Source organism: Alteromonas alvinellae, assembly GCF_902705805.1.
The window spans coordinates 91,389-105,423 of record NZ_CACSIH010000110.1; the positions used below are offsets into that span (position 1 = coordinate 91,389).

General features: G+C 45.6%; 11 protein-coding genes. 7 read left to right on the forward strand and 4 right to left on the reverse strand.

Features of this window, described 5'->3' with window-relative positions:
* Nucleotides 1-79 precede the first annotated feature (79 nt).
* A complete protein-coding gene (locus ACX5KA_RS07475; protein WP_014977961.1) occupies nucleotides 80-1,417 on the reverse strand; it encodes a magnesium transporter in 1,338 nt (445 codons plus the stop codon).
* A gap of 86 nt (nucleotides 1,418-1,503) precedes the next feature.
* Nucleotides 1,504-2,016: a thioesterase family protein gene (locus ACX5KA_RS07480; RefSeq protein WP_084081866.1), complete on the reverse strand. Its 513-nt coding sequence runs from the start codon at nucleotides 2,014-2,016 to the stop codon at nucleotides 1,504-1,506.
* A gap of 213 nt (nucleotides 2,017-2,229) precedes the next feature.
* Between ACX5KA_RS07480 and recQ the strand changes: the two genes are divergently transcribed.
* A complete protein-coding gene (recQ, locus tag ACX5KA_RS07485) occupies nucleotides 2,230-4,071 on the forward strand; it encodes a DNA helicase RecQ (protein WP_039220993.1) in 1,842 nt (613 codons plus the stop codon).
* Between the two features lie 85 nt (nucleotides 4,072-4,156).
* On the opposite strand, the gene ACX5KA_RS07490 is transcribed toward recQ, so the two are convergent.
* Nucleotides 4,157-4,825: a glutathione S-transferase gene (locus ACX5KA_RS07490; RefSeq protein ID WP_014975342.1), complete on the reverse strand. Its 669-nt coding sequence runs from the start codon at nucleotides 4,823-4,825 to the stop codon at nucleotides 4,157-4,159.
* Nucleotides 4,826-4,930: 105 nt separating this feature from the next.
* On the opposite strand from ACX5KA_RS07490, the gene ACX5KA_RS07495 reads away from it, so the two are divergent.
* The 4 genes from ACX5KA_RS07495 to ACX5KA_RS07510 all read left to right on the forward strand — a co-directional run bounded on the left by ACX5KA_RS07495 (nucleotide 4,931) and on the right by ACX5KA_RS07510 (nucleotide 10,741).
* Nucleotides 4,931-5,248 carry a DUF3630 family protein gene (locus ACX5KA_RS07495; RefSeq protein WP_039220995.1) on the forward strand — a complete coding sequence of 106 codons (318 nt, stop codon included), beginning with the start codon at nucleotides 4,931-4,933 and terminating at the stop codon, nucleotides 5,246-5,248.
* Between the two features lie 151 nt (nucleotides 5,249-5,399).
* Nucleotides 5,400-8,231, forward strand: a complete 2,832-nt coding sequence (locus ACX5KA_RS07500) for an EAL domain-containing protein (protein WP_458730787.1) — start codon at nucleotides 5,400-5,402, stop codon at nucleotides 8,229-8,231.
* A 132-nt stretch (nucleotides 8,232-8,363) separates the two neighbouring features.
* A complete protein-coding gene (ribA, locus tag ACX5KA_RS07505) occupies nucleotides 8,364-8,978 on the forward strand; it encodes a GTP cyclohydrolase II (RefSeq protein WP_039220999.1) in 615 nt (204 codons plus the stop codon).
* Nucleotides 8,979-9,220: 242 nt separating this feature from the next.
* Nucleotides 9,221-10,741 carry a DUF3300 domain-containing protein gene (locus ACX5KA_RS07510; RefSeq protein WP_458730788.1) on the forward strand — a complete coding sequence of 507 codons (1,521 nt, stop codon included), beginning with the start codon at nucleotides 9,221-9,223 and terminating at the stop codon, nucleotides 10,739-10,741.
* A 94-nt stretch (nucleotides 10,742-10,835) separates the two neighbouring features.
* Here ACX5KA_RS07510 and ACX5KA_RS07515 read toward each other — a convergent pair whose 3' ends face one another.
* On the reverse strand, nucleotides 10,836-11,708 hold the full coding sequence (locus tag ACX5KA_RS07515; RefSeq protein ID WP_458730789.1) for an ATP-grasp domain-containing protein: 873 nt from the start codon (nucleotides 11,706-11,708) through the stop codon (nucleotides 10,836-10,838).
* Nucleotides 11,709-11,881: 173 nt separating this feature from the next.
* On the opposite strand from ACX5KA_RS07515, the gene ACX5KA_RS07520 reads away from it, so the two are divergent.
* Together ACX5KA_RS07520 and ACX5KA_RS07525 are read left to right on the forward strand one after the other, a co-directional pair.
* Nucleotides 11,882-13,363 carry a methyl-accepting chemotaxis protein gene (locus ACX5KA_RS07520; protein WP_458730790.1) on the forward strand — a complete coding sequence of 494 codons (1,482 nt, stop codon included), beginning with the start codon at nucleotides 11,882-11,884 and terminating at the stop codon, nucleotides 13,361-13,363.
* A 39-nt stretch (nucleotides 13,364-13,402) separates the two neighbouring features.
* Nucleotides 13,403-13,921 (forward strand): DUF6436 domain-containing protein, encoded by a 519-nt coding sequence (locus ACX5KA_RS07525; protein WP_039221008.1) that lies wholly within the window; start codon nucleotides 13,403-13,405, stop codon nucleotides 13,919-13,921.
* Nucleotides 13,922-14,035: the final 114 nt, after the last annotated feature.

The following is a 14,035-nucleotide window of genomic DNA, read 5'->3' on the forward strand; positions in this document are numbered from 1 at the left end:
CACTAAATGTGCTCATTCAATGGGGCCTAAGATGCGTTCGTCATGAAAAAACAGGACAATGTTTTTCGCGGGAATGGTGCTACAGCAGAAACAGTGTGCCCAAACCTAAGAATGCTACAAAGCCTACAATGTCGGTTACGGTAGTCAAAATGACCGACCCCGACAGCGCAGGGTCTATTTTCAGCTTGTCCAATATTACAGGCACAAATACGCCTGCAAGTGCGGCAGCTACAATGTTGAACAGTATGGCCAAACAGATAACCAACCCTAACATGGCATCGGTAAACCAGAAATAAGCAACAACGCCAATTACTAAGGCCCAAATCACGCCATTAACGCCGCCTACTTTAAGCTCTTTCACCATCAGCGCTCGTAAGTTGGCAGGCGTGACCTGCCCCAACGCCAAGCCGCGTACAATCAGGGTTAGCGTTTGACTACCTGCAATGCCTCCCATACTTGCCACTACCGGCATCAGTACCGCAAGGGCAACCACTTGTTGAAGGGTGCCTTCGAACAATCCAATAAACCACGAAGCTAAAAATGCGGTAAGCAAGTTGATGCCAAGCCAAAGGGCACGATTTTTCGCACTTTTCGCCACAGGCGAGAATAAATCTTCGTCCTCATCCATACCGGCCGAAGCCATCACTTGGCGTTCGTAAAACTCGTTGACCAACTCACTTGCAGAGGTCACATCTAATCGGCCGAGAAGCTTGTTGTTTTCGTCAACTACCGGCAGCGACGCAAGCCCAGAACGTTGAACAAGTAGCGACGCATTCATTGTGTCGTCAGCCCCTTGAATGGTCGTCACACTTTCTTCCGACAAGTCGAATAGCGACACGTGATCTTGCGCATTGAAGAGGTGGCTAATTTTAACCAGCGCGGAAAATTGACCTGAGCGGTTAACCAAAAAAATGCTGTCACAATGCTGAGGTATGTCACGTCTTAATAAGCGTAGCCCTTCGCGCACTTTCGCGTTCGAAGGTAACACTAACTGCTCGTGGTTAACCCAGTGCCCTATTTGGTTATCGGGGAATTGTGTCGCTTCTCTGAAGTACTTACGCTCTTTAGAATCAAGTGATTCATAGGCCATATCGACAAGCCGTTTTGGCAATGAATCGAGTAGTTCCAGTAAATCTTCTGCGTCAATATCAGCAAAAATAGACGCCCATTCGTCGTGCGGCGTATTGTCGATAAGAATTTCACGGGGGTCGCTACGCATCTCAACCAATACGTCGAGCTTACGGTCGCGAGGAATGCCTTCCCATACCGCCAAACGTTTTTCTACGGGCAACGATTCTAACAGTGATGCGATGTATACCTCGTCTTGTCCCGCAAGGGTGGCTAACAAGGTCGCCGGATCGTCACCCATACTTTCGGTAACAATCTCTTCAATTAAATCTGGTAATGGCTCTGCCATGCTACACCTCCCGTTAATACCGCTCACTTCCTTTACACAACGTCACAACAGGCATTGTGGGATGATGCAAACCTATTAAGACACTGCTATCCCAGCATATACGTACCCGTGCCAAAGGCTATATGATCGCCTTTTTCGTTGTGCAATTCCATTCTACAAACCACTAATTTACTGCCCTTGCGTATAATCGTGGCTGTCGCAACAAAGCGCTCGCCTCTTCCCGGCCTTAAGTAGTCAACGCGCATATCGACCGTGCCCATGGTGGGCAATCTAACTTGAAGGTCCGCAAGGTGTTCACGTGCGGTTTGTTTGATGGTTTCTACAATTGAAACTAAACCACCGATGGTGTCTAGCATAGTCGCTGTTACACCGCCGTGTAGGATTTTTTGCATTGGATTGCCGGTTAGCGCTGGTTGCCAATCAAGGTGCAGGGAGATCTGTGTATCCAGCCCCTCTCCTTCGGTAACAAATTCCAAGCCCAGCAACTGGTTAAACGGCATAGTATCACGAAAAAGCGCAATTACATGTTTAATCATTAGTTCGTGGTTTAGTGTTTTGCTGCCCTTAGCTTCGTCTTTATTAGTCGTTTTGTTATCCACTCGCTTTCCTTGATGAATTGATATTTGTAATGTGCTTATAAGCAACATTACTACCGAAAGTAAGTTTGACGGAAATTCATCCAACCAATGATGTTGAATCAAAATAAATTATAAGAGCTGCTGCCCCTCTGCTCAGGACTATCGCTGAATTTTAGTCTAGTTTTTTAAATTGCCCCGTGAAGACGTCGCCAAAAACGCGTAAAATCCAGCGCCATGACAACTGCAATAGCTCCATCAGAATTAGCGCCAGAAACGCAACGTGTAAAAACACCAGAAACCGTCTTAAAAGATGTATTTGGTTACGATGCTTTTCGCGACGGTCAAGGCGAAGTTATTCACCAAGTATGTGAAGGTAAAGACGCACTCGTTTTGCTTCCAACAGGTGGAGGCAAGTCGCTCTGCTATCAAATTCCTGCGTTAGTGCGCCAGGGCACCGCTATTGTTGTGTCACCGCTCATATCGCTTATGCAGGACCAAGTAGAACAGCTTAAAGCACTGGGCGTAAAAGCTGCTTATCTCAATTCAACGCTAGAAGCAGACGAACAAGCGCGCATAAATGACGCACTGCAAGCTGGCAAACTGGATTTGCTGTACGTGTCGCCTGAGCGTTTAATGCAGTACTATTTTCAGCAGTCGCTGGCACACGCCGACATTGCCTTATTTGCCATTGATGAAGCGCACTGCGTTTCCCATTGGGGGCACGATTTCAGGCAGGATTATCGCGCTCTGGGGCAAATAAAGTCTCGCTTCCCCTCTATTCCTGTTATTGGACTCACAGCGACTGCAGATTCGGCCACCCAAGCAGACATACTGACGCAGCTAAACCTTAACGACCCGCTGGTTTATAAAGGCAGCTTCGACAGACCCAATATTCGCTACCGCGTAATGAGCAAGTACAAAGCCTTTGACCAAGTTGTTGCTTACGTAAAACAGCAAGAAGGTAGCGGCATTATTTACTGTAACAGTCGCGCGAAAGTCGACGACCTGCACGCTAAATTATTCAGACAAGGCTTTCGCTGTGCGGCCTATCACGCAGGTATGGATAACGACGAGCGAGAGTTGGTACAGCGCCAGTTCCTTAACGACAAAATTGATATTGTGGTGGCCACCGTTGCCTTTGGCATGGGTATCAACAAATCGAACGTGCGTTATGTGGTTCACCACGACGTTCCGCGCAGTGTTGAAAGCTATTATCAGGAGACCGGCCGAGCGGGGCGAGACGGCCTAGAGTCTGAAGCTTTACTATTATTTGACGAAAAAGACGCAGCCCGTGTAAAACAGTGGATAGAGCAAGGGGAAATAGCCGAGCGCAACCAAATAGAGTTACAAAAATTTGCGGCTATGGAAGCTTTTTCAGAAGCGCAAACCTGTCGTAGACAAGTACTCCTGAACTACTTTTCGCAGTTCAGCGACAGCGCCTGTGGCAACTGCGACATTTGCCTAGACCCACCTAAGATGATCGACGGTTTGGTGATTGCACAAAAAGTACTGTCGTGTGTACTTCGGCTCTCACAGCAAGCCTCTAGCCAGTATGTCATTGATGTGTTGCGAGGCAAGCAGCTTAGGCGCCTTCAGGAAGCAGGCCACCACCAGCTTTCCACGTACGGCATAGGTAAAGATAAATCGGATAGCTACTGGCACAACATTATCAACCAGCTTGTTCATAAAGGCCTTATACGCGTTGATATTACCGCCCATGCCGCATTGCGCTTAACCGAGGCCGCTCGGCCTGTGCTAAAAGGTGAAGTAGCGGTTCAGCTTGCCGTTCCGCGGCTTGAATTTAAGCCCGACAAGAAAAAAGCAAAACAAGCGCCTGCAAACTACGACCGAACGTTGTTCACTCGTCTTAAGCACTTACGCAAAGTGTTGGCCGAAGAAAATGAAGTGCCGCCGTATGTGGTATTTAGTGACGCCACCTTAGTGGATATGGCGTGTAAACTCCCCACTACGCACAACACCTTGCTTGATGTAAGCGGCGTAGGCCAAACCAAACTCGAACGCTATGGTGATGCCTTCATTCAGCTTATTGATGATTACATAAATCGAGAGCACTGAGGGCTTGCAGGCCAACTAGATTCTGTTTTCCAGCTGGCCGCAGGGTTTGCACAAAGTAAAAGTGCACGCAGTAGAGATAAACACACTAGGCGTAAGCGTATTCTCCCCCTTTCTCAAGCGCCGCTTTGTAGGCTTCTCTGGCATGAACTCGTTTTACGTAACCTTGAATGGCAGTAAAGTCCTTCGCACGCCCGCTGGCCACCAACGACTCTAACGGAAATATCATTTGAACATCAGCGCCACTGGGTGCGTCACCCGCAAACCAGGTATTTTTCGATAAGTAAGATTCCACATAGCGTAAGCTCTGCGCTAAATTAGGGCCATAATAGGCATTTAAAATACCGTCTATCAGTTTGTTAGTAATTGGCTTAATAAAGAAAGGCTTCGAACCTTTTTGACGCGCTTTCTCCAGCACTAAGTTTGCCACTAGTGGCGGCATTAGCGAACCTTCAGCGAAATGCAGCCAAAACCAATACTGTTGAAGTGCCTCTGGGTCTTGAGGTACAGAAAATGCGTCTGTAGCGTGGTGGCGAACAAGGTATTCCACAATAGCACCAGACTCGGCAATGGCACCGTGCGGCGTAGTAAGCACCGGAGAGCGTCCCAGTGGATGAACAGCGCGCAATGAATCCGGCGCTAGGTTCGTTTTACTGTCTCGTTGATAGAATTCTATTTTGTACTCTACGCCTAGCTCTTCAAGAAGCCACAAAATTCGCTGCGAGCGAGAGTTATTTAAATGGTGAAGTGTTAGCATACCCCGTCCTTAATACGCTTAGATTAACGCTATTGTTTTTGTGTTGTACTATATACACTTTATAAAGCAAGCAGGTTTACAATAACCAGCGAATTGATAAGTTCTATGCAAAATCTCACTAAAGAAGACATTCAACAGCACGCCGTGGTTAACGAACAAAGCGTAGAAATCCGCGTTGCATTACCTTTAACGCCTCTTAAAACTCAGCAATGGGCAGAAAAATTTTGCGGCTTGTTTGATTTCAAGCTTTCAGAAACAGATTGGGGAGCCGACCGGTTTCAGGCAGTGATCACGGCAAACAAAGGTGATACAGATTTGCAATGTATGCTTTGTATAGAGTGGCTTTGCGAAGCAATATGGCTAGAGCCTATAGGTACACAGCAGTCACCATCCATTATTTTAAACTACTTGATTCAACAATAGTGTAAGCCTTGTCACTTTACGTTGGGTTTGGCTTTTCATTAAAACTAGTATTATTCTAAGGAAAATCCCCGAGGGACGAGAGGGCTAAGCGATATATATTTTGCCTTCAAAAAACACCGCCCTCTTACTATGCGGTTCAAGGAATTAACGAGTGGTAACAGCCCGGCTAATAAAGTACGTATCAGCTTTGCTCATCAGTTGGGTAATACTAAGCGTCAACGCTTCGGCTAGCAGTCAGCTTACTGTCAACGAATCCTTTGAGCGTGAAATTATTAATCACTACGCGCGTTTAACTATCGCGCCAAGCAGCGCCACATACTTTGATATTTTAAACGACAACATTGCCGTTCAAGCCCCGTCGTCAAACGGACGGGTATGGTACTCTACTGAACTTGTTCATACAGGCTACAGCCCAATACCACTGGAGCTTAATATTGACAGGCTGAACGTTGACGACTTACAAATATTTCTTCTTGATAGCAGCGAGCGCATTGTTAAGTCTTATCGATATCAGGCTGGTAAAGGTGATTATTCTTTAAGACAGCCCCTTCCCAATATTAGGCTAGCTTTCACCCTTCAGCCTTACCAAAACGCTCGCTTGTTGATCGCTGTAAAAGATGAGGGGCTTAAGTACTTTCCTATTACATTGTGGAAGAAAGACCTTCTAGTCCAGCACGACACCAACATGCTTACCTTACTCGGCGCGGTTTCCGGGATCATGGCGTTAATTGCTTGCTATTTTCTATTTTCTTATCTTTATCAACGTATCCCCACGCGCTTTTGGCTTACCATGTCGTCGCTCGTTCTTATCGCTCTGCTTTTTATAACCGTGGGAGGGGTAGCGATTTGGCCAAGCCTGACCAACGGTAGTGAACATTTTTATGCGGTTTGTTTTGGCATATTGTTATTGTGCATTGCAAAAGTAACGCACCACCTATTCGCCCGTATTCCCTTTATTTTGCGCGCGTTAAATTATTTTGTACCTTTAGTAGCAACCCTCTATTGCTTTACTGTAAATGCGTATACCACATCCATTACGCTACTGATATTAACCGCTGGAATGGGGCTATATCACGTCTTACTGGCCTTGGTGTTTAAGGACAAGGGCAGCCAAGCGGTAAGTATTACCTATATTCTTGCCTGGCTTTCCTTTTACGCATTCTACGCACTAGTGACGCAGAACTTATTCAATAATTTGGTTTATACCGTCGATGTTGCTATCGGTATGCTCTTCTTTCTTACACTCGGTTTTCTATGTTTTGGTTTTGCCGTCATAACTAAAGAAGAAGTTTTAAATCAACGCCAGCTTTCAACTCAGGCAGAAACGATTTCTAGCTTGAATCACTTCTATGATTTGTTCCGGCATTCAGCCGAAGGGCACTACACGTCTACATGGGATGGAAAGCTCATTTCAGTAAATCCCGCGATGTGTAAAGTTTTTGGCTACGACAATGAAGAAGAGATGCTTGCCGAAGCAGAGAACACAAAAGTGTTCTACGCCAGTGCTGAAGATAGACAAATTTTACTGGGTGAAATATCGCAGCAAGGCCACGTTACCGGCAAAGAAATACGAGGCAAGCGCCGCGACGGTAGTGAATTTTGGTTTTCTTTATCGTGTCAAATTCGAGAAAACGACGAAGGCAGCTTTTTGTACGGCTCAATTATAGATATCACAGAGAAAAAACAATCAGATTTAAGCCTTCAGTATTTAGCTACTCATGATTCACTCACGGGTGTTTTTAATCGACGTCAGTTTGAATTGGTGTTTAAAGAAAAAGTGCTCGAAGCGGACGATACACCAATATGCTTGCTGTTTTTAGATCTCGATAGGTTTAAGGTGGTTAACGATACCTGCGGCCACAAAGCCGGGGATGTACTTATTAAAGATATTGCCCGCCTTATTGAAAATACGTTGCTGCCAGAAGCACAATTAGCTCGCCTTGGGGGAGATGAGTTCGGCGTGATCTATTCAAATATCGATACCGATGCCGTTTACTTGAATGCCGTAAAGATCCTCAACGCTGTTCAAGCTTATCGATTTATGTGGGACAACCGCATTTTCAACTTAGGTGTGAGTATAGGGATGGTTGTTTGTGACGACGCCGATGTAAGCTCTGGTCAGTATTTAAGTATGGCGGATGCGGCGTGTTACTTTGCAAAAGAACAAGGTCGAAATCAAGTTCATAGATACAACAAGAATGATGAAAGTATGCAGCGCTATCAGCGCGAGCTCGATTGGGTATCTTCGATAAATAATGCGCTAGAAGAAGGCCGCTTCGAGCTTTTCTATCAATCGTTAAGGCCATTGAGCAAAACCGCCGATGGACACTATTATGAAGTATTACTAAGGCTGCGAGAGAAAGATGGGAAGCTTGTAGAGCCTGCCAATTTCTTGCCCACAGCTGAGCGATTTGAAATGAACGTGAGTGTGGATAAATGGGTAGTAACGAATACGTTCAAGTGGTTGTCTGAAAACCCTGAACACCTAGCAGAATTGAAACGATGCAGTATTAACCTTAACTGTCACTCGCTGGCAGATAGGGATTTCACTCTGTTTATTTTAAATGCATTTGAGACCTTTAACATTCCGTACAACAAGATTTGCTTTGAGGTTATCGAGTCGGTAGCCATTATCAAAATGGAAGACACCCTTGCCTTTATGCGAACGTTTAACCGCCTTGGGTGTTCTTTTGCCCTTGACGATTTTGGCAGCGGTTTCTCCTCGTACAGCTACCTGAAAAGCTTACCGGTGAGTCAGGTAAAAATTGACGGTATGTTTATTAAGGACATGCTTAACGATAGTGTGGACACCGCAATGGTCGCATCCATTAACGATGTAGCAAAAGCTATGGGCATGCAAACTGTAGGCGAATTTGTTGAAAATGAAGGTACGATGGCGCAACTCGGAAAAATGGGCGTTGATTTCGCTCAGGGCTTCGGTGTTGCTAAGCCTGCCCCTTTGCGAGAATTCCAACCTCTATAATAACCATATCTGATGCTTGTGTTACGAAAAAAGTGATAGCACAAGCGTCTACTCGCGTATAATAAAATGGTAGACTTGCAAAAATAGAAGTCACCCCCACTTATTGCCTACTGTCCAAAGTGTAGAAGTAACATGAGTAGCAAACAGCCTAAATACGAATATGTCAGTACTGCAAAATTACCCACTAGAATGGGTGATTTTAAAATACACGGCTTTGTTGAAGCCAGCGGCCAAGAGCACGTTGCCCTTTCCTACGGGGAGTGGAAAGCTGATGATGTAGTGCCTATTCGTATTCATTCAGAATGCTTAACCGGCGATTCTTTATTCAGCACCCGATGTGACTGTGGCTTTCAGTTGGAAAAAGCCATGCAGAACATTGTAGATAACGGGCACGGTGTTTTGCTTTATTTACGCCAAGAAGGCCGAGGTATTGGTCTTTTAAATAAAATTCGCGCCTACAACCTGCAAGACAGCGGTATGGACACCGTTGAAGCTAACGAGCACCTTGGCTTTGACGCCGACTTAAGAAGCTATGATATCTGCAAGCTAATGCTAGATACGCTTAATGTAAAGCACGTTGAGCTTATGACAAATAACCCGAAAAAACTGGCAGCATTAAAGGCACTCGGTATAGATGTGGTAGCGAGAAAGCCTATTGACCACGGCATCACTAAAGACAACAAACACTATCTCAAAACGAAGACAGAGAAGCTTGGCCACGCTTTCGACCCGCACGTTTTCAAATAGTTAGGCACAACGGCTTTGCCTATCATGCTTTAACGCTTTCCCCTTTTTAAAAAATGCCCACGTTTAATGTGGGCATTTTCTATTCAGCTTAGGTTAATTATACGTTGACCATAATGTATACAGACTTACCACATTGCGCGCGAAAGCAGCTGCTTGGCAGCACAGCAATTTATTACCAGTTCGCATAGAAAATTACCTTCTGAGTGGGCAATTCTCTATGCGGATTGGTATAAGGAGAATGTATGAAAAACATAGCCTTATCTGTAGTTTTAGCGCTAGCCAGTGCCTCTGCGCTGCCTGCGCTTGCTCAATCGAACACAAGCTTTAGTCAGGCTTCGTCTACAGCTCAGCAATATTCTGACGCAGACTTAGACAGTGTACTTGCGCCCATTGCACTATATCCAGACACGCTTCTTACACACATTTTGATTGCTTCTACCTATCCCTTAGATGTGGTTGCGGCCGATCGCTGGCGTCAAAGTAATAAGCATTTAGCACCGCAGCAGGTAGAGAGTGTATTAGACGGCGTTAGCTGGGACCCTAGTGTAAAAGCGCTCGCGTCTTTCACTGAACTACTTAACACCATGGCCAATGATCTTGAGTGGTTACAGCAGCTTGGCGACAATGTGCTTGTTGACCAAAGCCGTGTATTAGACCGTGTACAGGTACTAAGACAGCACGCGCACAACACGGGTAACCTAGTAACCAACGACTATATTGAAGTTGAGACAGAACGTGAACGCAGCCGAGAGATCATTTACATTGAGCCTCGTCGGCGAGAAGTAGTGTATGTACCGTATTACGACCCCCATGTGGTATATGGCAACTGGTGGCACGCGACTTCCCCTGTACGCTGGCGTCATCACGTAAGCTATCACCAACATAGCAATGTATATTGGTCTCCCAGTGTACACCTTTCTACTTTTTTCTTTTTCGGTAGTGTGCACTGGCATAACCGTCACGTAGTCATTCACCGTGAGCCCGTGCGCCGTTATTACCACGGTAGCCCACGAAAACGTGTTGTAAGTCGTGACTATCGCCGTTGGGAGCACAATACAGTACATCGCCGGGCACGTTATTCTGAACGCGTAGTGAGCAGTGCGCCTTCGCGATACGAACATGCCGGTGTTACCCGGGCTAAACATTTATCAAATAAGCACGTTAAAACGGTTAATACGCCGACGCATCATAACGATAAACGTTTTACTAAGCCTTTAGCGCGATCTGTTGAGAAGCCCTTAGCGCGTACTAATGAAAAGCCCTTAGCGCGCGCTAGTGAAAAAACCTTAGCGAGGTCTATCGATAGCAAACCGGTCAAACGGACTATCGAGCCTAAACAAGTAACACCACTAAGAAAAAGTCGCTCTCAGAAGAAGCAAGATTCAGCCAATCGCAAGCAATCAATAGAACATGCGCTGAAACGCAATCAAGCGGTGGCCAGAAGTGAAAAGCCAACGAGGGACAACGCATTAAAGCAACTAAAGCGTGTTAAGCCTGATCGAGTGACGCCCTCTCCACAGCCAAAAAGGTATGTGAATAGTGGTGAAACACTGCCGCGCTCAACGAAGCAAAGCGTCAATCGCCAGCGAGTTGAAAGAACAAGTCCTCAGCATCGCTCGATTGCTCGAGAGACGAATAAACCAAAACGTATTGAACGAGCCAGTAGCAACAGACCTGTTAAACACGCTCAACGGGAAAGATCACAAAGGCAAATCTCCCGAGTAGAACGCAGCGTTTCAAAAGGTAATAGCTATAGGGACTAGGCTTTAAGCAAACGTGGAAAAAAATGACACTTTTAACAGGCTTGCCGACATTAGGTCGCAAGCCTTTTTATCATCACCAGTATTAATAACCTGATTATTGTGTGGCTTCGTGAGCTTTTACCAAAGCTTCAACAAAGCGAACAGGAGACTGCGTATCAAGGTTGAAGTAAAGTGAAGGCTCAATAAGCTCAAGCTCCATTATTGCCCAGTTGTTATTCTGCCTTACTAAATCGACCCGCGCATAAAGCGCCTCGTATGGCATAGCTGACAGCGCCTTTGTCGCGATGTCTAACTGTTCTTTATCTACGACAACGGAATGTAAACTACCTCCATGCTCTTCTTGTACGCGGAAATCGCCTTTTTGCGGTACCTTTTTGATGGCATGGCTATATTCCCCACCGAAATAAAATAACGAGTATTCTCCTTCTTCAACAACGCTTTCTAAAAACGGCTGAATCATGAAGTCACGTTGATTAAAAACGTTACAGAGCACCTGCTGCTGATTATGCCAATCGACGACCGACAGCTTAAAGGTATCGTCAGCGTTGGCACTGAGTGTGGGTTTAATTACCAAGGTGTCACAGCTAAAGTGTGTAAATGCTTGCTCTATAACATTGTTATTAAAATCTTTCCCCCATATTGTTTTAACAATGGGTATGCCTTTACACTGCAAGTCTTTAAGGTAGTGCTTTTCTATATTCCACTGAATAAGAGCCAGGGGGTTGAGCAAAATAGCGCTCGACGCGTCGATCTGATCTAAACACTTCATAAAAGCTCTCGGGTGCTGCTGATAATCCCAAGTGCTTCGTACGATCACATAGTCAAATCTATCCCACTTTTCTGACTGGCTATGCCAGGATATGGTCTCTACAGACCAGCCTCGCTCATTAAAATATGGAACCAACAGCTCGTCGTAAACAAAAAAGTCTTCAAGGTGAACGGTGGAAAGAAAGGCGATAGCAGGCATGTTTGTCTCCTTCAGTTTATTCGGGCCACTTGCACTTTAAACTTTTTTATAACAGTGACTTCTATACAAAAGTTAAATGGCCCAAAAACCGTTATTTCCGTAAACTGTGGCGAACATAGCATACCTCTAATTTTTAACCTACACTTAACCCCAAATACTTGTTGGAGATTGGCATGCAGTACCCTTGGCTCCTTGAAGGTCACAAAATTTTTCGCGTTGTGATTGTTGTACAACTACTCATTGCTGTAGCGATTGGTGTGTTTACGGGTGAACTTTTACCTGCGTTTATATTTGGTGTTCCTATTGCAGCTTTGCCGCTTATACTCAGCCTTCAAAATCCCTACTCAGCTATAAGCCGCCATGCTATGGCTATCGGCGTTCAGTTGCTAACAGCCCTCCACATCCATCAATCTTTCGGTTTAATTGAAGTCCACTTCGAGATTTTTGTTCTTCTTGCCTTTCTTTCTTATTTCAGAGACTGGAAAGTGGTTGCAACAGGAACTGCTGTTGTTGCCGTTCATCATATCTCTTTCTTCTTTCTGCAGTCTGGCGGTGCACCGCTAATGATCTTTGAAGAAGGTCATGTAACCTTCCCTATCTTGCTCATGCATGCTGCTTTTGCATTAAGCGAGGGTGGCGTGTTGATGTACATGGCTAAGCAAAGTAATCAAGAGGGCGCGGGGGCAGCCGAACTGCGCTTGGCCATTGAAACAATGCAAAAAAACGATGGTAAGCTCGATTTATCTGTTGACCTAAATCTCGGAAACAAAATAGTCAGGCCTTTCGCTGAACTTATCGATCAAGTGAAATCGCTGATTGAGCTTGCTTCCAATTTAACAGACGAAGTTGTAAAGGGCTGCGGTAAAATGGAATTGGCAGCCAATAACATGTTCGAAATTAGCAGAAATACAGACCAAGAAATTGCTATGGTCTCGGCGTCGTCAGAAGAAATCGCACAAACCATGCAGCTTTCAACAGAGCAAACTACTCTTGCTAGCGACAAAGCATCGGCAGCGCAAAATGCTTCCCAATCTACCCGCGATTCTATTTCTCAATCCAGTAAAACAATAGATTCGTTGCGCAACACACTAAATGCTGCAGCGCAGACTAACTCTGCGCTTAACGAACAGTGTTCACATATTTCTGATGCCATGCGCTCTATCACTGCTGTGGCTGAACAAACTAATTTGCTTGCACTGAATGCTGCTATTGAATCAGCCCGCGCTGGCGAACACGGTCGTGGTTTCGCCGTGGTTGCCGACGAAGTGCGCACTCTGGCCATTCGTTCAAAAGAAAGTGCAGACCAAATTACTAGTATTACTGAACAATTAGTGGCGCAAACCGCCAGTTCAGTTGAACAAATGCAAACGTGTATCCAATTAGTGGATGAAGCGGTCATTTCAAGTGAAAGCGCCACCTCGGCCATGTCAGAAATCATGCAGCAAATCCGCGAGGCCAGCGAGAGCATGACCGAAATAGCCACCTCTGCCGTAGAGCAAGAAACCGCGTCTGCTTCCATAGCGCAGAGCACCGCTCGTTTGAGTGAATTTACTTCCGAAGAACTCGCTACAGCTGAATCGCTCGCGGATGAAGTTGAAGTATTGTCACAAATTTCTCAGCGCATGCGCAGCGCAATTGAACGTTTTAAACTTTAAGCGCAGTAATTAAAGCAAAAATGAAAGGCATTACGCCTTATGCACAAAAAGACTAGCTGGCTATTACTAGCATTATGGGCGGTGGGCTTACTCTCTGCCCTGCTCTTGTATGGTCAGCGCCAACTCTCACAGTTCGACCCTAACGGCGAATTGCTGCACCGCACCACGGCGCCAGACTTTGATGCAACGCTTGTTGAGTTCTTAAAAAATCAGAACATCAAGGCGGGGTCAGTCATCCATGTGGGAACGCAGTCTCGCTGCTATTGCGATACGCTAACTACACCACACCAAACTCAGTTGCTAGCAAAGCTCGGGAATGACTATCACCAAGTTAGGTTAAACGTGGAGGATGTGCCCGAGCTAGCGGCTTTAATTGAGGCCGTGCCAGCGCTTATCGTGTTAGATAAACAAGCGCAACTTCGCTATCTAGGCCCTTATGCAACAGGCTATGGTTGTTTTACCGGCAAAAACCTTGTCGAACAAGTGGTGAGCTACACCACTCAGCTTCCCTATAACGGTGCCGTTATCAATGCAGACGCATCAGGTTGCTTCTGCTAAAACGCTGGCACAAATTTTGTTGGTTTCTTTGTATATCGCAATATTACTAATAATCGAGCTTGAAATGCGCATATTTTGCGCACTCTGTGTTCTTTAGTGAAAGCTTTACAAGGA

Bases quoted from the DNA above. Each gene is read 5' to 3' on its own strand.
- ACX5KA_RS07475 (WP_014977961.1), bottom strand. From the start codon at position 1,417: ATGGCAGAGCCATTACCAGATTTAATTGAAGAGATTGTTACCGAAAGT.
- recQ (WP_039220993.1), top strand. From the start codon at position 2,230: ATGACAACTGCAATAGCTCCATCAGAATTAGCGCCAGAAACGCAACGT.
- ACX5KA_RS07490 (WP_014975342.1), bottom strand. From the start codon at position 4,825: ATGCTAACACTTCACCATTTAAATAACTCTCGCTCGCAGCGAATTTTG.
- ACX5KA_RS07495 (WP_039220995.1), top strand. From the start codon at position 4,931: ATGCAAAATCTCACTAAAGAAGACATTCAACAGCACGCCGTGGTTAAC.
- ribA (WP_039220999.1), top strand. From the start codon at position 8,364: ATGAGTAGCAAACAGCCTAAATACGAATATGTCAGTACTGCAAAATTA.
- ACX5KA_RS07510 (WP_458730788.1), top strand. From the start codon at position 9,221: ATGAAAAACATAGCCTTATCTGTAGTTTTAGCGCTAGCCAGTGCCTCT.
- ACX5KA_RS07515 (WP_458730789.1), bottom strand. From the start codon at position 11,708: ATGCCTGCTATCGCCTTTCTTTCCACCGTTCACCTTGAAGACTTTTTT.
- ACX5KA_RS07520 (WP_458730790.1), top strand. From the start codon at position 11,882: ATGCAGTACCCTTGGCTCCTTGAAGGTCACAAAATTTTTCGCGTTGTG.
- ACX5KA_RS07525 (WP_039221008.1), top strand. From the start codon at position 13,403: ATGCACAAAAAGACTAGCTGGCTATTACTAGCATTATGGGCGGTGGGC.